Raw genomic sequence first — 22,388 nt, 5'->3', positions numbered from 1 at the left:
ATTAACCCTCCGAAGGGAAGGATAAACAGTATGAACCCAAAAGACCTTGAAGCCTTTGCCCGCGAAGCGGCAATGCACCTGAAAACCGAAAAAGATCTGAGTAATTTCACCCAGATGCTGACCAAAGTCGCCGTAGAGGCTGCCCTCAACGGTGAGCTGGACGCCCATCTTGGCTATGAGAAGCACCAGAAATCCACCGCCTCCAATAGCCGCAATGGGCACACCACTAAAACACTGAAAACGGAAGAAGGTGAATTCCAGCTCAATACCCCGCGGGATCGTGAGGGCAGTTTTGAGCCGCAACTGGTGAAGAAGCATCAAACTCGCTTTACCTCCATGGATGACAAGATTCTGAGCCTCTACGCCAAGGGCATGACAACCCGTGAAATCGTCGCAACCTTTAAAGAAATGTATGGTGCTGACGTATCACCCACATTGATCTCCAAAGTCACCGATGCGGTGATTGAGCAAGTGATTGAATGGCAATCGCGCCCGCTAGATGCGGTCTATCCGATTGTCTATTTGGACTGTATTGTGGTGAAAATCCGGCAGGATAAGCAGGTAATCAACAAAGCGATTTACCTGGCGTTGGGCGTTACTATGGACGGCCAAAAAGAGTTGCTGGGCCTATGGTTATCAGAAAATGAAGGCGCCAAATTCTGGCTTGGAGTACTAACCGAACTTCAGAATCGCGGTGTGCGTGACATCTTGATTGCCTGTGTTGATGGTCTCAAAGGCTTTCCTGACGCCATCACTGCCGTCTATCCGCAAACCCAAATCCAGCTGTGCGTGGTGCACATGGTGCGCAATTCGGTGAGATATGTGCCTTGGAAGGACTACAAGGCCGTAACCACTGACTTGAAGCGGATATACCAATCCGTGACCGAAGAAGAGGCGCTTTTGGCGCTGGAGCAACTAGGCGAGCGCTGGGATGACAAGTACCCGCAGATCAGTCGCTGCTGGCACACGCATTGGGCGAACCTGCGCACGCTATTCCAATATCCTGAAGACATTCGGCGTGCGATTTACACGACGAATGCGATTGAATCCCTGAACAGCGTCATTCGCCAAGCCATCAAAAAACGGAAGTTATTTCCGACCGATGATTCTGCGAAAAAAGTTATTTATTTGGCGATTCAAGATGCGGCTAAAAAGTGGACAATGCCAATTCGAAATTGGCGCGCAGCATTGAACCACTTTATGATTGTCTTTGATGAACGCTTGAGCGATTATCAGTAACCGGCAGTTACACAGAAGTATTTACAGGCTCCCATTAAACGGGACAATATTACTCAATAGTTATTCTCACTTACCGACAACAAACAGCTAGGGCCAACATTCATGTACAAATTTATGAAACAGATCATTCTTCTAAGTGCAACGCTCTTGTCCCTAAACCTACATGCACAAGAGCGTGTTCAAGCCAATTTCAACCATAAAGCTCTACTGAGCAGCGATGACCCACTACTCGCGGCAAACAAACAATTAGTTTACAATTTTTGGCGCGAGGTATTTGAAGCCGGTCATATGGAGTTAGCACCTAAATATATGAGTGAAAATTATATACAACACAATCCAAACGTAGCCACTGGGCGCAAAGCCTTTATCGACTTTTTCTCAGCCCTTAAAAAACCACAACCAATAGTAGATAGAATCAATGCTCCACTCGTCAATATTGTGGCGGAAGGAGATATCGTTATTTTAAGTTTTGTGCGCGAAAAGCCAGATCCAACAAAGAAAGGGGCAACCTACACCACGACGTGGTTCGACATGTTTCGCATTGAGGATGGAAAAATCACAGAACACTGGGACCCAATGATGAAATAACATCGGCAAAACGTATTACGCCTTGGATGAATACTTTATCAAGTACCAATACAGACGCGAACCCAAGAGCAATAAAATAATACTACCGAATAATACCGCATCAAAATAGCTAGAACGCAACTGCCAAAAAACATGAACCCAGGCCAAAATAGCAATTAAGTAAATACCTTTATGTAATTTCAGCCAGTGCTTACCTAGTCGGCGCATCATCCGTTGGGTAGAAGTGACGGCAAGGAGGATTAGGAGAAATACAGCCGGCATAGAGACTAAAATATAGGGACGCTTTACCAACTCAGCCCCAAATCGCGATATATCACCACCGAGAATAAACAAAAAATAGGCACACACATGTAGCAACGCATAAAATAAAACAAACAGGCCCAACATGCGCCTATGGGTTTGTAGCCAACGAAACTGCAGGTAATCGTTATTAATAAGGCGCCTTAAAGGCGTTACCGCCAAGGTTAAAAATAAAAAATATATCGTCCACTCACCCGTATATAAAACGATTGTCTTTGCAGGATCCGCGCTTAACTGGCTCCCCAATACTTGATAAACCAACCAAACGATAGGAATAAGAGAGGCACAAAAAATTAATACTCTTCGCCACATTACAGCCATAGGGGAATCGCCAGAAAAAAACGTTGGATAAATACACAACAAAAAATATCAATAGTACTTTTTCAGGTCCATACCTTTATAGAGATGCGCCACCTGCTCAGCATAGCCATTGAACATTTTCGTGGGAATAATATTGGGTTTAAACAATCCGCTGGGCAAGCGCCGCTCTTCCGCCTGACTCCAGCGAGGGTGATCCACCTGAGGATTCACATTTGCGTAAAAACCATATTCTTGCGGCGCAATCATATTCCACGTGGTCTTCGGAAGTTTTTTTACAAATTCAATTTTTACAATGGATTTGGCACTTTTAAAACCGTATTTCCAAGGTACCACGAGACGTAGAGGCGCCCCGTTTTGATTTGGTAATACTTTGCCATACAAACCCACCGCCATAAAGCTAAGCGGGTTAATAGCCTCATCCATGCGCAAGCCTTCGCGGTAGGGCCAATCAATAGTACTGAAAGCACTCTTTTGCGCTGGGAATTGTGCAGGATCTTCCAGGCTCGTAAAAACCACGTACTTGGCATCCGCTGTGGGCTCAAAGCGCTTGATGAGCTCCGCAAGTGAAAAGCCAACCCAAGGAATGACCATCGACCAAGCTTCAACACAGCGCAACCTATAAATACGCTCTTCTAACTCAAGCCCTTTTAATAGATCCTCTAAATGATATTTACCTGGTTTGGCCACCTCACCCGCTATTTCCACTTGCCAGGGATAAGGTTTAAACGACCCAGCTTTAGCCGCTGGGTCAGCCTTGTCATAACCAAACTCATAAAAATTGTTATAGCTTGTGACATGTTCAAAAGGTGTTAATGTTTCTATAACTTTTTCGCTATTGGCCTTGGCCGATGCTATTTGCGTTTTCAGCCATATAGGGCCATTAACCTGTTGCTCGGCAATTTGGCTTGGTGCCGCATACAAATTTGGCGCTACCCCTAAGGCACCAACAGCCGTCATACCTGCGGCACCAAAGGCAAGATCTCGCATAAAATCGCGGCGTGCCTGATAAATAGCTTCAGGTGTAATTTCCGATGATGCAATGTCGCTAGATTTTTTGATCAACATATAAGCCTCATTAATTTAATCAACCTATACCTATGCTGTAAAATCATAGGAGCCTTAGGTGCACAGGTATCAATAGCTCATAAGAAGCAGATTCATCACTGCAGTATTTGTTACAGCACCTAGACATCAATTTTAAATTTAACGCCCAAAAATATAATTCCTGCCCGCCAGTGCACACACTATTCTCGTTGCAGTTAAGTTTTGGCAATCAACTGGGTTCAAGCCCGATGGCATCACAACTGCCTCGCTCACACCCATAGTGGCCTTATCTTTCTTCAAAAAACTATACATTTTTTCGAAACGCTGTGAAAAATTTAACCCCTTAACTTCTACATCTTTAAATAGGTAAGTAAATTTTCCGTAAGTCATAGTGACACCGGCTAAACCTATTGCATGCATTTTTTCAATATATTGGCGGTAAGCAGCAATGAGATACTCCGCTTGATTCTGCCCTTGAAATTCGGGTAATGCCATAAGATTTTGAGCCATTAACGCATCAGGTGCCAAATGTGAATTAGCTCTATTGCCGAGCAATCTGTAAATACTGCTGCCACACTCGATAGTTTTAGTCATCAAAACACATGTAGCAAGATCTCCTGAGGCAACTTCTATTGGTGATAGTTCATTGTAGGAAACGCCACGTGGATTCATGGAAGCACTCTGTTCAACGGCCGCACCAGCGCCCTCTGTCGACTCGGTAGAGAGCTTAGTTGGCTCAATTAAAGATGATAGCCTAGGTAAGGGCAATTTAATGTTATTACGCATAGCCAATCGCTTTATAAGCAATGCCTGCACCTGTTCACTATTTTTCCTGAATTGCTGAAATGAGGGCAAACTTTTGGTTTGAGCTTTTACCTCAAGCTCACAGTAAATTTGCTCATAGTAGCTTTCGGCCAAGGCAAAACAAAAAGGGTTAGCCTTGGCATCTACCGCGATTGAAAAAATCAGCCCCATATAAGTAATGCACAGCCATAGGTTTAACATTATCAACTCCCTAATTAGCGGTATAAGGGGCTTACATGGTACATATCTACTTCGCTGTTATACGAAACAAGGGCTAAGGTACCTTTAATGGGTAATCAGCCAACACTGGTGTATTCTGGCGTTACGCTTAAAATCCTCATCAATAGTAGCAACGCTAATATCCTTTATTGTGTATGCACTCAATGCCTCTTCATCCAATTTAAAACTGCGCAAATTATTTGAGAATATTAAGGTGCCGTGCTCACTCAGTGCACGCATCGCCTGCTCGATCATGCCCACATGATCGAGCTGCACATCAAGTACATCCTCCATCCGCTTAGAGTTAGAAAAACTAGGGGGATCAAGCAATATCAAATCAAATTGCTGATCATTTTCTGTTAACCACTTTAAACAATCAGCTTGCTCCAATCGATTACGCGACTCACTTAAACCGTTGAGTGCATAATTTTTACGTGCCCAATTCAAATAGGTGTTCGACATATCTACTGAAACAGTATAACGCGCACCACCCAAAGCCGCGTGCACACTCGCGGTAGCGGTATAACAAAATAAATTCAGAAAACGTGCATCCTTAGCAAGGTGCGCAATCATTAAGCGCACCAAACGGTGATCAAGAAACAAACCTGTATCCAGATATTGCCACATATTGACATGTAATTTAGCTTGCCCTTCGCGCACACTAAATACATCCCCAGTAGGGCGGTCACTTACTTTTTCATACTGACTAGTACCTTTGTTGCGACGGCGCTGTTTATAGCTAATATGCGCGGCAGGTATATCCAATACAAATGGCACTGCTTGCTCTATCTCGGCAAAGCGTGCTGCTGCGCGGTCTTCATCCACAGACTTAGGGGCTGCATACTCTTGCACATGCGCATAAAGTTGTTCGGGCTTGTGCGGCTGAGTTTGCCCGCGATAAATATCTATTGCAGCAGAGTATTCAGGCATATCTGCATCGTAGAGACGATAACAGCTAATATCATTTTTCTTGGCCCACTTTTGCAATTGTTTAAAATTTTTCTGTAGGCGATTAACTAACATTTGCGCACCATTGGACAGCGCATCAGCCTGCTCTTGACGATTGCTGGCCTGAGCTTGAAGTTCAGCTGCAGTACGCTCTTCAATATCTTTACTGAATCGGCCATCCTGCTCTACCCGGCTCTGTACAAACGCTTCACCATCAATACTAAACATTAAAAGTTCGCTGGGTATGGTGCCGTTAAAAAACTTATACTTTTTCTCAGCACGCAAACCCATCTGCTTACCCAAATCAGGGTTCCCTGTAAAAACACCTGCACGCCACCCCTGAAACTCATTACGTAGACGTTCACCCAAATGCGCATACAGAATTTTGAGTGATTCAACTTCACCTAAACGCTCGCCATAAGGAGGGTTGCTAATAACTAAACCATTTTTAATTTCTGTGTGTGTAGGCTTTTTGAATTCACCCAACTCTTTGCGAGTAACGCGCAACCAATGATCGAGTTCCGCACTTACAATATTCTCCTCAGCAGCGCGAATAACTTTTATATCCGCATCATATCCGCGAATTTCTGGAAGATCTTTTTCTAAGCCAACACGCTTCCGCTCATGCGCTTCATCGCGGAGTTCTAACCACATATCATTGCGATGATGAAGCCACCGCTCAAAACCAAAACTACCACGCAATAAACCCGGCGCTATATCAGCAGCAATCAATCCAGCTTCCACTAAAAGCGTGCCCGAACCACACATAGGGTCAAGTAGCGCACCACCTTCAGCCGCTATTTGCGGCCACCCAGCACGCAACAATATTCCTGCGGCAAGGTTTTCTTTCATGGGCGCACTACCCTGTTTAATACGATAGCCACGGCGATGAAGACTATCTCCCGAAAGATCCAAACTCACAATAACTTTGCTTTTACTTAAGCGAACATTGATGCGCAAATCTGGATCTCGCTTAGCAACAGATGGACGTTCACCACTAAAATCACGCAGACAATCTACTATGGCATCTTTCACCTTCACCGCACCGAACTGTGTATTACGAATCACATCATTGGTACCAATAAAATCTACCAATAATGAACCCTGGGGGCTCAGATGCTCCTCCCAACGCAGGGCGCGCACACCATCGTATAGATCATCTTGATTACTGATTTCAAATGAGTCCAAAGGCAAGAGTACTTTATTCGCTAGGCGCGACCATAAACAAACTCTATAGGCTAAGCGTATATCACCGGAAAAATAGATGCCCGCAACGGTTTCACGTAGCTCCTCTGCGCCTAATTGGCCAAGTTCGGTGAGTAGCAGGCCTTCTAAGCCTTTAGGACAAGTAGCGAAATATTGGTGAATCATGGAACTTTTCCAAAAGTATTGTGACTAACTCTCAGTGAGCGTCATCAGAGTGTCAAATATATGTGCTATGCACTTATGATATAAAAACCAATATTAGTAGAAGATATTGGTCGTTCACTAAGCCGTTTAATTCTGGTGTACTTCAAGCCCACACCAAAAACCAAGAGGGTACAATTCGTTTTCCGCTACACAGCTACAAAAGATAATCCACAACAATTTGAGGTGCAATAACTGATGAAACGTCAAAAACGTGACCAAACAGAACGCGCATTCACAAAAGGGTATCAAGCTGGAATTGATGGGCGTTCTCGTAGTCTTTGCCCACATGAGTCAGGGCTGAATCGTCAGCAATGGCTTAATGGCTGGCGCGAGTCGCGCATAGATCAATGGGACGGTTACAGCCGTTTAGCTCAGGTTCAAAAAATCAACAACATTCATTCTATGGCCGCGAGTGGCTAATCAACAACTCGACAAATTATACAATATACAGCCCGAATACTGACTTCTGTCATTAAACCCTAAGCCCGCTAAGCGGGCTTTCTTATAGCTCCCATCTTTTTACGCTTCACTCTCTTTAGCACTGCAACCATTTACGTGTCAGATCAATTTTGCTCCTGTAAATAGCTGGCAATACCTTCTGCAGCAGCGCGAATCACATTAGGCCCCTCATAGATAAACCCACTGTAAATCTGCACCATTGAGGCACCAGCACGAATTTTTTCAGCAGCACTTGCGCCATCAAAAATCCCACCCACTCCAATAATGGGTAGCTTACCGCCCAAGCAACCATTGAGCACTTCGATTAGCTTAGTGCTCTTGGCGCGCACTGGCAGACCACTCAAACCGCCCGTTTCCGCACCCAGTGGGAAGGCCTCAACGCCCTCGCGCCCTATAGTGGTATTGGTGGCTATAACACCATCCATTCCCTGTTGCAGCAGAACCCCCGCCACTTGAGCTATAGCAGCAGCATCCATATCAGGTGCAATTTTTACGGCAATAGGTACATAGCGACCCTCTGCATCCGCTAAAAGGCCCTGCTCTCTTTTGATAGTTTCTAACAGTCGACTAAGCGAATCGCCGAATTGTAAATCACGTAAACCTGGCGTATTAGGAGACGATATATTTACCGTCACATAGTCTGCATGTGCATAGACTTTACGTAAACAGGTCAAGTAGTCATCGGCCGCATTTTCGACTGGCGTAGTCGCATTCTTGCCAATATTAATACCTAAAATTCCTTGATATCGACGTTTTTTAACCTGTGCCACAAGGTGATCCACACCTTTATTATTGAAGCCCATACGATTGATAATCGCTTGGGCCTCAGGGATGCGGAACAAGCGTGGTTGGGGGTTTCCCGCTTGAGGACGCGGGGTGATAGTACCTATCTCCACAAAACCAAAACCCAATTGACCCAAGGCATTAAAGTAATCACCGTTTTTATCCAGCCCTGCTGCCATACCGACTGGGTTAGAAAACCGGAGCCCCATGACTTCCTGTGGAGCAATGGGAATACTAGGAGCAAAATAGCGCAAGACACCCAATCTCTCGGCAGCACCGAGCATATCTAAGCTCAATTCATGGGAAGTTTCTGGGTCTAAACGGAACAACAGCGAACGGATATGGCTATACATGCGAGACTCTAGATCTGTGAGTGGAATTAAGACGGATAAATATAGCAACAAGGATACTGGATTAGTGCATCAGAGTCGATTTAGGAGCTTTAAATCAATTCCTAGGTTACGCGCCAGCAGCAAACCACCAATAAACACGACCGCCAAATCCAGCGCCCAATTACTGTCAGAGCCAGTGCTAACAGGCGCCTTACCACTTGCTTCAGTTTCTTTATCATTCATGGATGATTTCCTTTGAAATTATTAATGACATCAGGTGATGCTGCTTCGATCATAACCTAAATACCTGTGCAAAATTCTTATGGCGCTAAGCTTTTGTATGCACAGGCTGCCAATCGGCGCTATAACCGCACTCGATTGCCCCTTTATATTATTCGGCAGCCCTTATTATTCGGCAGACCTTGGCTCCACCCCAAATACAGCCTAGAATGCGCGCACTTTTCTCTTCCACGAGATCCCGCATGAAATTATTCGCGCCCGCCTTGTTAATCCTTGGAGCGATATTAAATATTCTTGCACTGTTCATGCTTATTCCTCTCATCCTCTCGATCAGTGAGGATTCTCGCAATCAAATCGCCTTTGTAACCGCTGCCGTGATTACCAGCCTCTCAGGTATTGGGCTACTGCTGTTTGCACGCAAAACCAATCTCGAATTTTTGCAACCGCGCCAAGTATTTTTGATTACTGCTTGCGCGTGGCTGGGCACCTCGTTTTTCAGCGCCATTCCGTTTCTGCTGATGCGCCATCACTTGAGCCTTGCGGATGCAATTTTTGAAGGGGTATCCGGCATCACCACTACCGGCTCATCGGTTATGTCTGGTTTGGATAAGTTACCGAGGGATATTTTGCTCTGGCGCTCTATCTTAAATTGGATTGGTGGCGTGGGCATCATTGGTATGGCTATCGCCATCTTGCCTTTTTTGCGGGTGGGCGGTATGCGCCTGTTTAAAACCGAATCGTCCGAATGGTCTGACAAAGCCATGCCGCGCGCGCGCAGCCTTATGGCCATGATTATCTATTGCTATCTTGGGCTCTCTGTTATTTGTTGCTTGATGTTTAAGCTGGGCGGGATGAGTTGGTTTAACGCAATTAACCATGCTATGGCCACGGTTTCTACCGGTGGTTTCTCAACCTCAGATAGCTCTTTTGGCCAATTTTCCAGCCTGTGGCTGATGTGGATCGCCATATTTTTTATGCTCGCCGGTGCAATTCCCTTTGTCTTGTTTGTGCGCTTAGTCGTGCACCAAAAGTTTATGTTTTTACGCGATGCTCAGGTGCGCGGCCTGCTCGCTATAGTATTACTGACCACCTGCTTCCTCAGTATTCCATTGATTTACCACCAAACCATGAGCCCTTGGGAGGCCATTACCCACAGCTGTTTTAACTTGGTTTCGGTAATTACCACCACCGGTTTTGCCTCCACGGATTATCAACAATGGGGCAATTTAACTTGGATAATTTTTTTGTTTTGCACCTTTATTGGTGGCTGCTCGGGTTCTACCAGCGGCGGGATAAAAGTGTTTCGTTTGCAGTTATTTGGCGGGCTTATTAAAGAGCAGTTAGTCACAGCGATACACCCTAAGGCGATTATCAGCAGGCGCTATAACAATCGTATTGTCAGTGCTGAAATTATCGCCTCTTCCGTATCCTTTATGATTTTTATGTTTCTTTCCCTGCTGATTATTACGATCATATTGGGTATGACAGGCCTTGATCTGATCACCAGCTTTAGCGGAGCAGCGACGGCACTTATGAATGTTGGTCCGGGGCTAGGTGATCTGATAGGGCCAGCGGGGAATTTCGCCAGCCTGAGTGACGCGGCCAAATATACCCTCTCCTTTGGTATGCTTTTAGGTCGTTTAGAGTTTGTGACGCTACTTGTATTATTTGCTCCCGCATTCTGGCGAACTTAACCTTCATTAGGCGAAAGATTTAACGACTCTATCAATTCACCTACTGACCTATTTCCCCTGTTTATCTGCCTAGCTGCTTATCTTCTAACCTAGGTAGAAACAACAACCCCAGAGTGAAATCTAAACTCTGCATCTCCGCCTTCAATCAAGGTTTTTTCCAACGCCAAAAACGCTTGCACTCGCTCCGATATGTCAGCGCCTTCGGCCGCCCGTTGAGCGAGCGTTAAATAATCTTCGTAGTGACGAGCTTCGGACTTAAGCAGTGACAAGTAAAACTTTTTTAGCTCTTCGTCTAAGTGCGGAGCAAGTTTGGCGAAGCGTTCGCAGGAGCGGGCCTCGATGATGGCCCCCACAATGAGGGTGTCGATAAAGCGCGCTGGCTCATGAGTGCGCACCAATTTGCGCATTTCACCCGCATAGCGGCCGGGCGTGATTTGATCGTAGCGAATGCCACGCGTCATCATGATATCCATAACCTGCTCGTAGTGACGCAACTCTTCGCGGGCAAGGCGCGACATTTTGTGCATCATGTCAAAATCGCCCACATAGCGGAACATTAAATTGAGCGCCGTTGATGCAGCCTTTTTTTCGCAGTTGGCGTGATCCAACAGCAGTAGCGCCTGATTATCGAGCGCATTTTGTATCCAAGCATCAGGGGTTTCGCAGTGTAAAAACTGATGGATTCGAGCGAGAGCATTCATAGTCTATATTCTTAAGGTTTTGGCAGGAGCATTTCAGGGGTAATAAAGCAGGGCGATATATAGCGTTCGTAATAAGCGCAGGAAAGCGCGTAAAAATCTTGATCGATAGAATCGCGAATTTCCGTTAGGGAGCGGCCGCGCCACTCAGGCTGCAATGCTAGGCCATAGATGTGTAAATCTTGAATTTGACTGGCGCCTGCGCGCAGCAAGTCAAACACCCAGCAATAGGGGTTTTGCTCTGCTTTGAATTGTATTTGTTGATGTTTGATTTGCGTAAAGAGCAGTTTTTTATCTATAACTTGGATTTTATTTTCAACAACTTGCGCCAAAAATTTTTCAAGCCGTTCAGCAATAATAACGCGCTGCTCATGGGTATACGCATTCCAGTCAATCACTTCATGACCAAAGCGCTTACAGCCACGGCAAACACTATCGCCAATACCCGTGGAGCAGATGCCAACACAGGGCGTTTTAACAGATTTTAAAATCAACATCGTTTTAAGTTAATAAATATCATTATTGAATTAATGAAAAAGCGAGCGACATATTAAGTTGCTCGCTTTTCAACGTTTAAATTGCACACAAGTTAAGAATTAATAGGGCGAACCCGTGATATCCAGCTCTTGTTTCCATACGGCACCTGCGCCGGTTAGGTAGAGTGTTTTACCTTCGGCACCGCCAAAAGCTGCATTGGTAACATTTGCATCGAGAGACATTATCGCAATTTGCTCACCCGCTGGGGTAAATACTTTTAGTTTGCGCTTAACATGCTCGGTCAAGTAGATATTGCCGAGGCAGTCGACCGCCATGCCATCCGGAATATGTAAGCCAGTCACCAAATCTGCACCCATTTGGGGTACGCCATCCACAATAGGGTAAGCGCGCAATAAGCCCTGCTCGCCGCCGCCATTAACATAGAGCACATCACCTGCGGGCGACAAGGCTATACCATTGGGGTTGGTTATAGTGTCATCTACCAAGGTGACAGCACCATCAGTCGCAACGCGATATACACCAGTTTTTGCCTGACCACCCGGAGCTGCAGCGCTCTGAAAGCTCGGATCGGTAAAATAAATAGTGCCATCTTTGGCTATGGCAATATCATTTGGCGAATTAAACACATTGCCCGCGTACTCACCCGCTAGTGGTGTACGCTCTCCAGTGGCCAAATTGTAGCGCGAGAGACCTTTAAATTTGTGCGTGCCAGCGACCAGATTGCCATCGTTGTCCAACGCTAAACCATTACTGCCAGAATCATCGATAACCGTCGTCATTACACCATCAGCACCTAAACGCTGAATGCGTGATGGAAAACCTTCCGCAAAGGTGAAGTCTGAAAAGTACAGTGCGCCTTGAGTCCAGACAGCACCTTCATACAAGCCGTCTTCTGTTCGAGTGCTGTTAGCACCCACTATGCGCTCTGGTGTTAGCTCCCCCATAGGTGCAGTACCCGTGCAGCTAGCTGCAGGTGGCACAACAACCCTAGATTTAAGCTCTGCCGCAAGGCTCGATGACGCGACTTGTGCAGCGGCTTCATGTTGCAATTGGGAGTCTTCTGCTTGTTTTTCGCAGCCAGTTACCGCGAACAGTAATGACGCCATAAGCGCCGATATCATTATTGTTTGTTGGGAAGTTTTCATGAATTCCTCAATTTATTAGTAGTATGGTTTTGACCTTATTTTGTCGTTGTATTTTTTATCTACAGCACTAATGCTGACTGTATTTGAGCAGTACATGATCGTCATTCGCGCGAATCACAAGCAGTTAATACGACTCAAAACAGGCCGCAACCATAGCACACACCCCTACCCCAAAATCTACTTTAATCGTTAAAACGACCGGGATTTGGCTGCAATTAACTACCCCACCAATTTCAATTCATCAATTGCTTTGCGCAGGCGTTAACAGCCATGCCAGCTTGCTGTATACTTTCGGCCCGAATGCCCGCTCGTTCGCGAGCACCTTGGCAGCGCCTTGTGCCTATGCGCCGCTAAATCCATGAAGGTCATGGATAGCCTCCAGACGCAGAGATCCTGCCGAGGGAGTAACATCACACTAATGAGGAAATTACCGTGCTTGAAGCCTATCGTAGTCACGTCGCAGAACGCGCCGCTGAAGGAGTTCCACCAAAGCCATTAAATGCAGAGCAAGTAGCTGGTTTGGTTGAACTGCTCAAAAATCCCCCCGCTAATGAAGCAGAAACCTTACTCGACTTAATCACCAACCGTGTTCCGCCCGGTGTGGATGAAGCTGCCTATGTTAAAGCGGCTTATTTGAGTGCGATATTAAATGGCGAAGCAAGCTCACCCCTCATTGATAAGCCCCTCGCGATTAAACTACTGGGCATGATGCTCGGCGGTTACAACATCGAAACCCTCGTGAACCTGCTGGACAACGCCGAATTGGCGCCCTTGGCCGCGAAAGAACTCAAGCACACGCTTTTGATGTTTGACGCCTTCCACGACGTGGAAGAAAAAATGAAAGCGGGCAACTCCATCGCGAAAGAAGTGATGGAATCTTGGGCTGCGGGCGAATGGTTTACCAACAAGCCTAAAGTACCCGAAAGCACCAAACTCACCGTATTAAAAGTCACCGGCGAAACCAATACCGATGATCTGTCTCCCGCCCCCGATGCATGGTCACGCCCCGACATTCCACTGCACGCCTTAGCCATGTTCAAAATGGCACGTGAGGGTTTAACCCCCGACGAACAAGGTGCTGTTGGCCCCATCAAGCAAATTGATGCACTCAAAGCTAAAGGTTACCCCTTGGCCTTTGTGGGCGATGTGGTCGGTACTGGCTCTTCACGTAAATCGGCCACCAACTCAGTACTGTGGTTCATCGGTGATGATATTCCCGGCGTACCCAACAAGCGTACCGGCGGTGTGTGTATCGGCAACAACGTAGCCCCTATTTTCTACAACACCATGGAAGATGCTGGCGCCTTGGTATTTGAAGCCCCCGTAGACAAACTCAACATGGGCGATGTCATTGAAATTCGCCCCTATGAAGGCAAAATCCTCAACGCCGAAACCGGCGAAGTTTTGTCTGACTTCAGCTTAAAATCCGACGTATTACTGGATGAAGTGCAAGCTGGCGGTCGTATTCCCCTCATCGTTGGCCGCGGCTTAACCACTAAAGCACGCGCTGCTTTAGGCCTCCCCGTAAGCACCCTATTCCGCTTGCCCGTAGCACCTGCCGATACCGGCAAAGGCTACACCTTGGCACAAAAAATGGTCGGCAAAGCTTGCGGCACTACCGGCATTCGTCCCGGCACCTACTGCGAGCCCTACATGACCACCGTAGGTTCACAGGACACTACCGGCCCAATGACCCGCGATGAACTGAAAGACTTGGCTTGCTTGGGCTTTTCTGCCGACTTGACCATGCAGTCTTTCTGCCACACCGCCGCCTACCCTAAGCCAGTGGATATTGACACCCAGCACACCCTGCCTGACTTCATCATGACCCGCGGCGGTGTTTCACTGCGCCCAGGCGATGGCATCATTCACAGCTGGTTGAACCGCATGCTGCTGCCTGACACTGTAGGTACTGGCGGCGATTCACACACCCGCTTCCCAATGGGGATTTCTTTCCCAGCCGGCTCTGGCTTGGTTGCCTTCGCTGCAGCGACCGGCGTTATGCCTTTGGATATGCCTGAATCAGTATTGGTTCGCTTTAAAGGCAAACTGCAACCCGGCATCACCCTGCGTGACTTGGTGAATGCGATTCCGTTGTACGCGATTAAGCAAGGTCTGTTAACCGTTGAGAAAAAGAACAAGAAGAACATCTTCTCTGGTCGTATTCTTGAAGTTGAAGGCTTGCCAACGCTTAAAGTCGAACAAGCATTTGAAATTTCTGATGCCTCTGCTGAGCGTTCGGCCGCTGGCTGTACTATTAAGATGGACAAAGAGCCCATCATTGAATACATGTCTTCCAACATCACGATGCTGCGCTGGATGATCGAACAAGGTTACGGCGATGTCCGCACCCTTGAGCGCCGCGCACAAAAAATGGAAGCGTGGATCGCCAACCCAGAGTTGATGGAAGCCGATGCCGACGCAGAATACGCGGCAGTGATTGACATTGACTTGGCCGACATCAAAGAGCCTATCCTTGCCTGCCCTAACGACCCAGACGATGTAAAAATATTGAGCGATGTTGCTGGCGCAAAAATTGACGAAGTATTTATCGGTTCTTGTATGACCAACATTGGTCACTTCCGCGCTGCTGGTAAATTGTTGTCTTCTACTAAAGAAGAATTAACCACTCGCCTGTGGATTGCGCCGCCCACCAAAATGGACGAGCACCAATTAATGGAAGAAGGCTACTACAATATTTACGGTGCTAAGGGTGCACGCACCGAAATGCCTGGTTGCTCGCTGTGCATGGGTAACCAAGCGCGCGTAGCACCTAACTCGACGGTTGTGTCTACCTCTACCCGTAACTTCCCCAACCGTTTAGGTAATGGTGCCAATGTGTACTTGGCCTCTGCGGAGTTGGCGGCAATTGCGGCGGTTATTGGCAAGTTGCCTACACCTGCTGAATACCAAGAATACGCACAGAAAATTGACAGCATGAGCAGCGAAATTTATCGCTACCTCAACTTCAATGAAATCGCCAGCTACCAAAAAGCAGCTGACGAAGGCAAGCGTATTGCAGCAGTTGAAATACAAACTGTTGCCGTGTAGCACAAAAGAACTATAGACGCATTGTATTAGCGCTTAGTCTTTGACAAAACCCCGCCTTCACATGCGGGGTTTTGTTTTTTTAGCGTAATATTTTTACACCTCTGCAAGAGTCAATCCTAATGCTGGCAAGCTGTAAAAGTTTGCTCTGGCGCATTGAAAAAACCCCCAAGATTTTGCAACAAGCACACATCATCACTCAATACGGAATGCGCCAAATTCTTGCGCACGATCAATTGAGTCTCTGGCCATTGTCGTTTTAGCTGTTGCGCCCATGTCAACGGTGTTATAGGGTCAAGTGCGCCCGCCAAAAGCAAGCTGGGCACATTAGGCTTTACCAGTTCAAGATAAACGTCTTTGGTGCTGTACTTATTAAGCTCGTGGCAAGTTTGAAACTGCCATTGATCACGCGTGTAGTCAGAAAATAATGGATAAGCTTCTACGGCAGCACGATAATCTGTCTCTGCTTGAATCGGGTTGTCCGCACAATCCACTGCAGCAAAGGTTAAACTATTAAAATTACTGCTGAAACTGCGATTCAAGTAAGGCGCCAATAACGTTTTAATAGCGTTAGACTTGCCCAATTCTACCGCCCTTACCGCTGCAGCCACTTGCGGCCAGCGCGAAGGATTGTAAATAGCAGAAAAACTTGCCGATAAAAAACGATGGTCATTTACTAAAAAATAAATGGGTGCCTCGCCATCCCAGCGCGGCACAGTGATATTCACTGGATGATTTTTTAGATGCTGTAAAGCAGCCATAAAGCGCTGCTCAAGTGCTTGAGCCTTAGGCGTGACCTGCGCGCTACCACTGATAGCAGCCGCACATTCAGGCATAACCACACAGCCAACAAAAAAATTCTGCATAGCAGAATCGAGCACCTGTGGCCAAGTTTGTACACCGCCAAATCCAGCGGGATACACAGAATCTAACACCATACTTTTTAACCGTGTTTTCCCCTGAGTTAACGCATATTCCGCACTCTCTTCTTCCTGCACCATGGTTTCTTGCCTTGCAATCTCTAAAGCTAAACGCGTTCCATAGGAAACACCCAATAAATTCCAGTCACCATAGTTCAACAACCCCATAAGCGCACGCACATCGGTTGCGCTCTGACGACTGCCGAAATCATGTGGATTAAGTTGACTGTGCCGCTGAAAATCGGCAAAACATTTTTCCGTCAATTGATAGGATGCTTTTAGCTCATCTGCTAAGGCAATATTTTCCTTTAGGATTTTACGATTGAATAGATCAAATGCCGAACAATCCAAGCGCGGTTGGCTATGCCCAGTTCCGCGTGGATCAAGTAGAATTAAATCGCGTTGCAGTTGAGCTAGCCTCATCCAACGCAACCATCCTGCAATACCCTCCTCATCTAAATTAGCACCTGCGCCAGGCCCCCCCTGTAAATATACTAATGGATCGGACTTGTGCTCAGAAGATTCATCGCGCAATACCACCACTGCCAATACAAAATGACTCGTTTCACTTTTTACATGAAGTTCAGCGCAATCCACCTGATCGCGCCAAGGTGCCTTAAACCAGCATTGAATATGCACAAGCTCATAAGGCGCCTTCTCTTTGGCCACCGGCGAGCTGAACTGAAATGAGAGACCTGTATACGCAAAGGCTGCTGCCACACTTATTCCCAGCATCAACACCATAATAAAAAGGTAGCGAAGCTTAGAATAAAAATGACGAGAACTATTCATCAGCTAACTCTACAGTGCCCGCCTGATCTGCAGTGCCCACATAAACAGAGACCTGAGGCCAAGCAAGCATCCAAGGCTGCAGAAATTCTTTGACTGCAATGGAAAATGCTGATGATAAAAAAAACTCACCTTCTCGCGGCAATTCAGTGAACCTATAATCGCGCTGCTCAAGTCTAAACCCAACACTGAATGCGTGGAGATAGGCGCGATCTATATGGCGATTTTCAGTAGCATCCGCATAAAGTAGGTCACCCGCGATTGGCGCGCCTATGCTTTTTAAGGCAACGCGTAATTGATGCGTCTTACCCGTGTGCGGTTTAAGTACAAACAAGCGCCCACTACCCTCGATCCCATTGCTAAAAAACTGTGTAGTGGCCGGATTGGTCAATGTTGGCATTAACTTCCACGCGCCGCGCCGCGCCGCTTGCATATCTCCTTTTATTAAACCTTGTTTTTTCTTTGGTTTTTTGTGGCTAATGGCAAGATAATATTTTTCTATTTGACGCAAACGAAACTGATCCAGTAATGCACGGTTTGTTTGTGCATTTTTAGCCATCACCAAGAGTCCTGAAGTTACCTTATCTAAGCGATGTACAGGATACAGCTCGGCATATTGCTCGCGCTGTTTAACTGTTTCAAAAAGTCCAGCCTCGCCAGTATCACTGTGAAAACTGGTGTTGGGTTGTTTATAGATCACCACAAAATCTTCGTTATCTTCAACTATTTCATACATCTAGGTGATTCCATAAAAAAAGTAACTCAAGAGGCCATATATTTAATTAACGATAAAAATAAAAGCCTAGTGACGTAAAAAACTAAGGAATTTCTCGCGGCCTCAGTGGGCATGGCTATAATGAACTCAGGTGTCCGCTACAGACTGTAAAAATGACGGGTAAACCCTATGAGCGCCTATTGCGGTGCTCCATGTTTGGAATTGTGTCGTGCTTGTTGGGCTTCGTGAGCCAACCAGATTTCAGGCCAAGCCAACAAACCAATCACCATACAGCTAGCGGACACCTTTTTTACCTCCTCGCAATTTATGATCCCGCCAAACTCTTTCGCCTCCATTAAACGCCTAAAGCCCTTCTAAAATAGCCATTAAACCAAACACTATCACTGAAACATCAGGGCCAGCACACTATTGCTCGCAAATACAGAGTTCGTGTCGTGACCCTATAGTATTTCGAGATTATAATCTCTGCACCTAACGCCTTACGACTGTTGTTATGCATACGACCGAATCAGACGATTTTACCCGCTACCGCACACAGCACAAACTACGCTTGAGCTATATGCCCTGGCTCTACGCAACGCTCAAACCGCGCAATAGAGTTTGGGCTGAAGAATGGCAACAAGAATGGCAAGCTTACTTAATGAGCATGGAGACCATCTCTATTGGTCGTAATTGTTTTATTGCACCAGAAACCCGCCTTTTTGCTGAGCCTGGGCGCGCCATAGTAATAGGCGACAACTCTTATATTGCAGCAGATTGCGTTATTCATGGCCCCATCACTCTGGGCAACCACGTATCGATAAATCACCATGTAAGCCTCGATGGTGGCACAAAAGGCATAAAAATTGGCCATAATACCCGTATTGCCGCCTACACTTCAGCTTATGCCTTTAATCATGGAATGGCTGCAGAGTATTTAATTAAAGACCAGGCCGTTAGCTCTCAAGGCATCAGTATTGGTGAGGATGTTTGGATTGGCGCTCACAGCGGTATAGTGGATGGAGTTAAGATCGGCACAGGTGCTGTCGTCGGCATGGGGAGCGTGGTTACCAAAGCGGTGGCCGAGTACACTAAAGTTGCCGGCAACCCTGCACACTTAATTGGGATGCGCTAAAACCAGATGACAGCATGATCAACCTACGGCTATATATTTGACAACGACTCCTATATTGTCCTACCACCTAAGCTAGGATTATTAAAGGAAATAGGTCGAGCCACAGCAAAGCGAAGATCACAACTAAAGATTGAGCAGCACACTGTGTTAAAAACCGAGCAAATTGAAATGAATGAGCATTGTAGGCGAGCACCGCGCGATCCAGATTTAATAGCCTTAGGGCAAGCAAGCTAATTTATCAGGGGTTCACTAGATCATACATTCAAAGGCTAGTTCATGTCGGTAGCTATGCGCCTCATCGCTGTGGGATTATGTGCATTTGCATTGCACGCCACAGCTGCGCCTCAAACAACTTTACGCATACTGACCTGGGAAGGTTATGCGGATGAAGATTTGGTTGCACAGTTTGAACAGCAAAATAATGTAAACCTCGACATTAGCTACGCCTATTCGGATGACGAACTTTGGCAAATGTTTAATGAAACACAGAACGACCCTTATGATCTTATAGCCGTAAATACAGCAGAGCTTCAACGCTATATTCATAAAGGTCTACTTAGGCCAGTGAATACCCAAAGCATTCCCAATATTCAAAAACAAACACCTCGCTTTCAACAACAACAAAATATCCCCGGCATAATCAATAACGAGAAACTCTACGCCGTACCTTACGCCTACTCGGAAATGGGTTTAATTTACAATCGGGTATTAGTTAATCAGGCTCCAGAGTCCATTAGTGCGCTTTGGGATGAAAAATATGCAGGTAAAGTATTAGCGTTCAATACCAGCACTCACAACTTTACCCTCGCCGCACTTAATCTCGGCTTCCCTCACCCCTTTCAAATGACCTCTGAAGAGTTAACCGCCGCCGCACGCCGCCTTGTTGCGCTTAGGCGCAACGTGCTGACCTTTTATTCCTCACCACAGGAAGTTGTAAAGTTATTTAAAACGCAAGATATAGCCATTATTTATGCCAACTACGGTACCCAACAACTAAAAGCACTGCGCGATGTAGGTGCAGATGTGGGCTACACCCTTCCTCCCGACGGCACTCTTGCTTGGCTAGATTGCTGGGCTATAGCGAGCAACTCAAAAGGCGATCTCGCTGAGCGCTGGATAAATTTTTCACTTTCAGAAAAAATGAGCATGCGCCTCAGCAATACACATGGGCTAGCGAACACAATTCAAAACACACAACAATCTCAAGCTATACCACTAATCTGGCTTGAGCCTATAAAGAATTCTGAACAGCGCAATAACCTTTGGGAGAGCATTTTATCAGGTGACGTCTTGGAGCGATTTAAATGATTCGAGCCAAAATTGTCGTCAAGCTAACGTTATGGATAGCACTCCTCAGCATTCTTAGTGCATCGGTGAGCGTCTATTACTCTTATACGAACAGCCGCGATCTTCTCATTAAATCGGCTAAAGAAAAATTAATAACCGCCACTCAGGTATTGGCCAACCGCTACAGTTTTTTTATTGATGATATAGCCAAGGATCTTGTATTTATTTCTAAGTTGCCAGCCCTCGAGGAAATTGTCGAAGGCCAAAACAAACAATCAATTAAACAGCAAAAAGAACGACTTGGCGGCGCGCTAAGTAAATTTCTGTTAGCACACATGGAATATACCCAAGTACGCTTTATTGGCACCCAAGATCATGGTCGCGAGCTAGTAAGAGTCGATAAAACGACAGGTCACACACTTATGGTGAAAGGCTTAGCACTGCAAGAAAAGGGGCATTTTTCTTACGTTTTTAACACATTAAAACTCAAGCCTGGTGAAATTTACATATCGAGTATTCGCCTCAATAAAGAGCGAGGTGCTCGTAGCGATTTTGGTAAACCGACCCTAATTGCCGCCACCCCAGTATTTACAGAAAGTAATCGTTTATCCGGCTTGATTGTAATTAATGTAGATCTTGAGCAAATGTTTTCATTAATTCAAACGGATGTATCGAGCGATATAGATGTAATAGCCACCAATGCGGAAGGTGACTACTTGATACATCCTGACAAGGTGAAAACATTTGGTTTTGACAAGGGCACACGCTATTTGATACAACAAGACTTAAAAGCTTCGCAGCGAATTTTTTCTGGCGAAGCTGCGCAACTTTCTGAAGAAATCACAGATTTTAGCGACCCAACAAAACGTGCCATCATCTCACTTAAGAAAATTCCCTTTAACACACCCGCAGAGCAAAAATATATTGTTATTGGCTTGATCACTAAGCTCGATACTACATTGGCAGAAAGTCGACAATTAGGACTCAATAATTTAAAAATATCCCTTGGCTTTAGTTGCCTGCTCATCCTTATTTCGTTCTTGCTCGCGCGCACTATTTCTCGCCCACTACAGCTTATGGCGAAAACGTTTGAAAACTTTCAGGATGGCGATGCACTACCCGAACTACCCGTCAACACTAATGATGAATTGGGTGTACTGGCTAGAAACTTTACCTCCATGGCAAAAAAATTAAATGCGCAATTTGATGAGCTACGCAACCAGCGGCGAATATTACACCGGGTTGCCCATCACGATGCGCTAACAGGGCTACCTAATCGTATTTTATTAGAAGATCGCATGAATCAAGCCATTATCAAAGCGCGACGTGATAAAACGGAAGTTGCAGTTATGCTGGTTGATTTGGATAACTTTAAACCCGTGAATGACCTATATGGACACGATGTGGGCGACAAACTTCTGCAGCAGGTCGCCTTAAAAATGTTGACCGCTGTTCGGGAAGTTGACACAGTCGCGCGTATTGGTGGCGATGAGTTCATGATCATTATTTCATCGCGCGACCAGCACCTTGCAAATATGGACTTACGACTTATCAGCCGTCAAATTGCCGAAAAAATTCGCGCTCAACTCAGCCAGCCACTGCATATTCAACACCATCAAATCAATATCTCCTGTAGTATTGGCATAGCACTGCACCCGCAAGATGGCTCGACAATTGATAGCCTTACCAAGCATGCAGATCAAGCGATGTATTACGCTAAATCTGCGGGAAAGAACATCATTAAACACTATAGCGATATCCTAAGTTAAAAC

Annotated in this window: 19 protein-coding genes; 8 read left to right on the top strand and 11 right to left on the bottom strand. The window is 46.0% G+C overall.

Annotated elements, in window-relative coordinates; all coding sequences use genetic code 11:
* Window positions 1-30: 30 nt before the first annotated feature.
* The gene (locus AC0KUT_RS10275; protein ID WP_488829801.1) at window positions 31-1,239 is read left to right on the top strand and encodes an IS256 family transposase; all 1,209 of its coding nucleotides are present in this window, start codon (window positions 31-33) and stop codon (window positions 1,237-1,239) included.
* Window positions 1,240-1,341: 102 nt separating this feature from the next.
* A complete protein-coding gene (locus tag AC0KUT_RS10270; RefSeq protein WP_488829800.1) occupies window positions 1,342-1,827 on the top strand; it encodes a nuclear transport factor 2 family protein in 486 nt (161 codons plus the stop codon).
* Window positions 1,828-1,842: 15 nt separating this feature from the next.
* Here AC0KUT_RS10270 and msrQ read toward each other — a convergent pair whose 3' ends face one another.
* The 4 genes from msrQ to rlmKL all read right to left on the bottom strand — a co-directional run bounded on the left by msrQ (window position 1,843) and on the right by rlmKL (window position 6,834).
* The gene (msrQ, locus tag AC0KUT_RS10265; protein ID WP_488829799.1) at window positions 1,843-2,448 is read right to left on the bottom strand and encodes a protein-methionine-sulfoxide reductase heme-binding subunit MsrQ; all 606 of its coding nucleotides are present in this window, start codon (window positions 2,446-2,448) and stop codon (window positions 1,843-1,845) included.
* A gap of 48 nt (window positions 2,449-2,496) precedes the next feature.
* Entirely contained in the window at window positions 2,497-3,513 is a 1,017-nt protein-coding gene (msrP, locus tag AC0KUT_RS10260; RefSeq protein WP_488829798.1) for a protein-methionine-sulfoxide reductase catalytic subunit MsrP, read from the bottom strand.
* Window positions 3,514-3,651: 138 nt separating this feature from the next.
* Window positions 3,652-4,278, bottom strand: coding sequence for a hypothetical protein (locus tag AC0KUT_RS10255; RefSeq protein ID WP_488829797.1), 627 nt, complete (start codon window positions 4,276-4,278; stop codon window positions 3,652-3,654).
* A 303-nt stretch (window positions 4,279-4,581) separates the two neighbouring features.
* Entirely contained in the window at window positions 4,582-6,834 is a 2,253-nt protein-coding gene (gene rlmKL / locus AC0KUT_RS10250; protein ID WP_488835636.1) for a bifunctional 23S rRNA (guanine(2069)-N(7))-methyltransferase RlmK/23S rRNA (guanine(2445)-N(2))-methyltransferase RlmL, read from the bottom strand.
* Between the two features lie 234 nt (window positions 6,835-7,068).
* Between rlmKL and rmf the strand changes: the two genes are divergently transcribed.
* The gene (rmf, locus tag AC0KUT_RS10245) at window positions 7,069-7,293 is read left to right on the top strand and encodes a ribosome modulation factor (protein WP_488835634.1); all 225 of its coding nucleotides are present in this window, start codon (window positions 7,069-7,071) and stop codon (window positions 7,291-7,293) included.
* A gap of 143 nt (window positions 7,294-7,436) precedes the next feature.
* Here the strand turns inward: rmf and AC0KUT_RS10240 are convergent, their stop codons facing one another.
* Both AC0KUT_RS10240 and AC0KUT_RS10235 read right to left on the bottom strand, forming a co-directional pair.
* Window positions 7,437-8,468: a quinone-dependent dihydroorotate dehydrogenase gene (locus tag AC0KUT_RS10240; RefSeq protein WP_488835632.1), complete on the bottom strand. Its 1,032-nt coding sequence runs from the start codon at window positions 8,466-8,468 to the stop codon at window positions 7,437-7,439.
* 69 nt (window positions 8,469-8,537) lie between these two features.
* A complete protein-coding gene (locus AC0KUT_RS10235; protein WP_488835630.1) occupies window positions 8,538-8,690 on the bottom strand; it encodes a hypothetical protein in 153 nt (50 codons plus the stop codon).
* 239 nt (window positions 8,691-8,929) lie between these two features.
* Between AC0KUT_RS10235 and AC0KUT_RS10230 the strand changes: the two genes are divergently transcribed.
* A complete protein-coding gene (locus AC0KUT_RS10230; protein WP_488835628.1) occupies window positions 8,930-10,381 on the top strand; it encodes a TrkH family potassium uptake protein in 1,452 nt (483 codons plus the stop codon).
* An 89-nt stretch (window positions 10,382-10,470) separates the two neighbouring features.
* Here AC0KUT_RS10230 and AC0KUT_RS10225 read toward each other — a convergent pair whose 3' ends face one another.
* From AC0KUT_RS10225 to AC0KUT_RS10215, 3 genes are all read right to left on the bottom strand, one after another.
* Window positions 10,471-11,082 carry a MiaE family protein gene (locus AC0KUT_RS10225; RefSeq protein ID WP_488835626.1) on the bottom strand — a complete coding sequence of 204 codons (612 nt, stop codon included), beginning with the start codon at window positions 11,080-11,082 and terminating at the stop codon, window positions 10,471-10,473.
* A gap of 11 nt (window positions 11,083-11,093) precedes the next feature.
* Complete coding sequence (locus AC0KUT_RS10220) at window positions 11,094-11,576, bottom strand: DUF1289 domain-containing protein (RefSeq protein WP_488835624.1); 483 nt, start codon at window positions 11,574-11,576, stop codon at window positions 11,094-11,096.
* 99 nt (window positions 11,577-11,675) lie between these two features.
* Window positions 11,676-12,722 (bottom strand): SMP-30/gluconolactonase/LRE family protein, encoded by a 1,047-nt coding sequence (locus AC0KUT_RS10215; RefSeq protein WP_488835622.1) that lies wholly within the window; start codon window positions 12,720-12,722, stop codon window positions 11,676-11,678.
* Window positions 12,723-13,154: 432 nt separating this feature from the next.
* Here AC0KUT_RS10215 and acnB point away from each other — a divergent pair, with 432 nt between their 5' ends.
* On the top strand, window positions 13,155-15,773 hold the full coding sequence (acnB, locus tag AC0KUT_RS10210) for a bifunctional aconitate hydratase 2/2-methylisocitrate dehydratase (RefSeq protein WP_488835619.1): 2,619 nt from the start codon (window positions 13,155-13,157) through the stop codon (window positions 15,771-15,773).
* A gap of 116 nt (window positions 15,774-15,889) precedes the next feature.
* Here acnB and AC0KUT_RS10205 read toward each other — a convergent pair whose 3' ends face one another.
* Window positions 15,890-17,482: an alpha/beta fold hydrolase gene (locus tag AC0KUT_RS10205; protein ID WP_488835617.1), complete on the bottom strand. Its 1,593-nt coding sequence runs from the start codon at window positions 17,480-17,482 to the stop codon at window positions 15,890-15,892.
* Entirely contained in the window at window positions 17,475-18,215 is a 741-nt protein-coding gene (locus AC0KUT_RS10200) for a TIGR01621 family pseudouridine synthase (protein WP_488835615.1), read from the bottom strand. The genes AC0KUT_RS10205 and AC0KUT_RS10200 overlap by 8 nt, the downstream gene beginning before the upstream one ends.
* Window positions 18,216-18,708: 493 nt before the next feature.
* On the opposite strand from AC0KUT_RS10200, the gene AC0KUT_RS10195 reads away from it, so the two are divergent.
* From AC0KUT_RS10195 to AC0KUT_RS10185, 3 genes are all read left to right on the top strand, one after another.
* The gene (locus AC0KUT_RS10195; protein WP_488835613.1) at window positions 18,709-19,329 is read left to right on the top strand and encodes an acyltransferase; all 621 of its coding nucleotides are present in this window, start codon (window positions 18,709-18,711) and stop codon (window positions 19,327-19,329) included.
* 276 nt (window positions 19,330-19,605) lie between these two features.
* Window positions 19,606-20,637 carry an extracellular solute-binding protein gene (locus AC0KUT_RS10190; protein WP_488835611.1) on the top strand — a complete coding sequence of 344 codons (1,032 nt, stop codon included), beginning with the start codon at window positions 19,606-19,608 and terminating at the stop codon, window positions 20,635-20,637.
* Window positions 20,634-22,385: a diguanylate cyclase domain-containing protein gene (locus AC0KUT_RS10185; protein WP_488835609.1), complete on the top strand. Its 1,752-nt coding sequence runs from the start codon at window positions 20,634-20,636 to the stop codon at window positions 22,383-22,385. Before AC0KUT_RS10190 ends, AC0KUT_RS10185 begins: the two co-directional genes overlap by 4 nt.
* Window positions 22,386-22,388: the final 3 nt, after the last annotated feature.

It is taken from the genome of Cellvibrio sp. 25HG11W-0 (assembly GCF_057815475.1).
The sequence above is the reverse complement of the archived record's forward strand: the minus strand, read 5'-3'. Positions and strand labels throughout refer to the sequence as shown.

What these genes read in the sequence shown, in the direction of transcription:
- AC0KUT_RS10275 (WP_488829801.1), top strand. Translation starts at nt 31, where the DNA reads ATGAACCCAAAAGACCTTGAAGCCTTTGCCCGCGAAGCGGCAATGCAC.
- AC0KUT_RS10270 (WP_488829800.1), top strand. Translation starts at nt 1,342, where the DNA reads ATGTACAAATTTATGAAACAGATCATTCTTCTAAGTGCAACGCTCTTG.
- msrQ (WP_488829799.1), bottom strand. Translation starts at nt 2,448, where the DNA reads ATGGCTGTAATGTGGCGAAGAGTATTAATTTTTTGTGCCTCTCTTATT.
- msrP (WP_488829798.1), bottom strand. Translation starts at nt 3,513, where the DNA reads ATGTTGATCAAAAAATCTAGCGACATTGCATCATCGGAAATTACACCT.
- AC0KUT_RS10255 (WP_488829797.1), bottom strand. Translation starts at nt 4,278, where the DNA reads ATGCGTAATAACATTAAATTGCCCTTACCTAGGCTATCATCTTTAATT.
- rlmKL (WP_488835636.1), bottom strand. Translation starts at nt 6,834, where the DNA reads ATGATTCACCAATATTTCGCTACTTGTCCTAAAGGCTTAGAAGGCCTG.
- rmf (WP_488835634.1), top strand. Translation starts at nt 7,069, where the DNA reads ATGAAACGTCAAAAACGTGACCAAACAGAACGCGCATTCACAAAAGGG.
- AC0KUT_RS10240 (WP_488835632.1), bottom strand. Translation starts at nt 8,468, where the DNA reads ATGTATAGCCATATCCGTTCGCTGTTGTTCCGTTTAGACCCAGAAACT.
- AC0KUT_RS10235 (WP_488835630.1), bottom strand. Translation starts at nt 8,690, where the DNA reads ATGAATGATAAAGAAACTGAAGCAAGTGGTAAGGCGCCTGTTAGCACT.
- AC0KUT_RS10230 (WP_488835628.1), top strand. Translation starts at nt 8,930, where the DNA reads ATGAAATTATTCGCGCCCGCCTTGTTAATCCTTGGAGCGATATTAAAT.
- AC0KUT_RS10225 (WP_488835626.1), bottom strand. Translation starts at nt 11,082, where the DNA reads ATGAATGCTCTCGCTCGAATCCATCAGTTTTTACACTGCGAAACCCCT.
- AC0KUT_RS10220 (WP_488835624.1), bottom strand. Translation starts at nt 11,576, where the DNA reads ATGTTGATTTTAAAATCTGTTAAAACGCCCTGTGTTGGCATCTGCTCC.
- AC0KUT_RS10215 (WP_488835622.1), bottom strand. Translation starts at nt 12,722, where the DNA reads ATGAAAACTTCCCAACAAACAATAATGATATCGGCGCTTATGGCGTCA.
- AC0KUT_RS10205 (WP_488835617.1), bottom strand. Translation starts at nt 17,482, where the DNA reads ATGAATAGTTCTCGTCATTTTTATTCTAAGCTTCGCTACCTTTTTATT.
- AC0KUT_RS10200 (WP_488835615.1), bottom strand. Translation starts at nt 18,215, where the DNA reads ATGTATGAAATAGTTGAAGATAACGAAGATTTTGTGGTGATCTATAAA.
- AC0KUT_RS10195 (WP_488835613.1), top strand. Translation starts at nt 18,709, where the DNA reads ATGCATACGACCGAATCAGACGATTTTACCCGCTACCGCACACAGCAC.
- AC0KUT_RS10190 (WP_488835611.1), top strand. Translation starts at nt 19,606, where the DNA reads ATGTCGGTAGCTATGCGCCTCATCGCTGTGGGATTATGTGCATTTGCA.
- AC0KUT_RS10185 (WP_488835609.1), top strand. Translation starts at nt 20,634, where the DNA reads ATGATTCGAGCCAAAATTGTCGTCAAGCTAACGTTATGGATAGCACTC.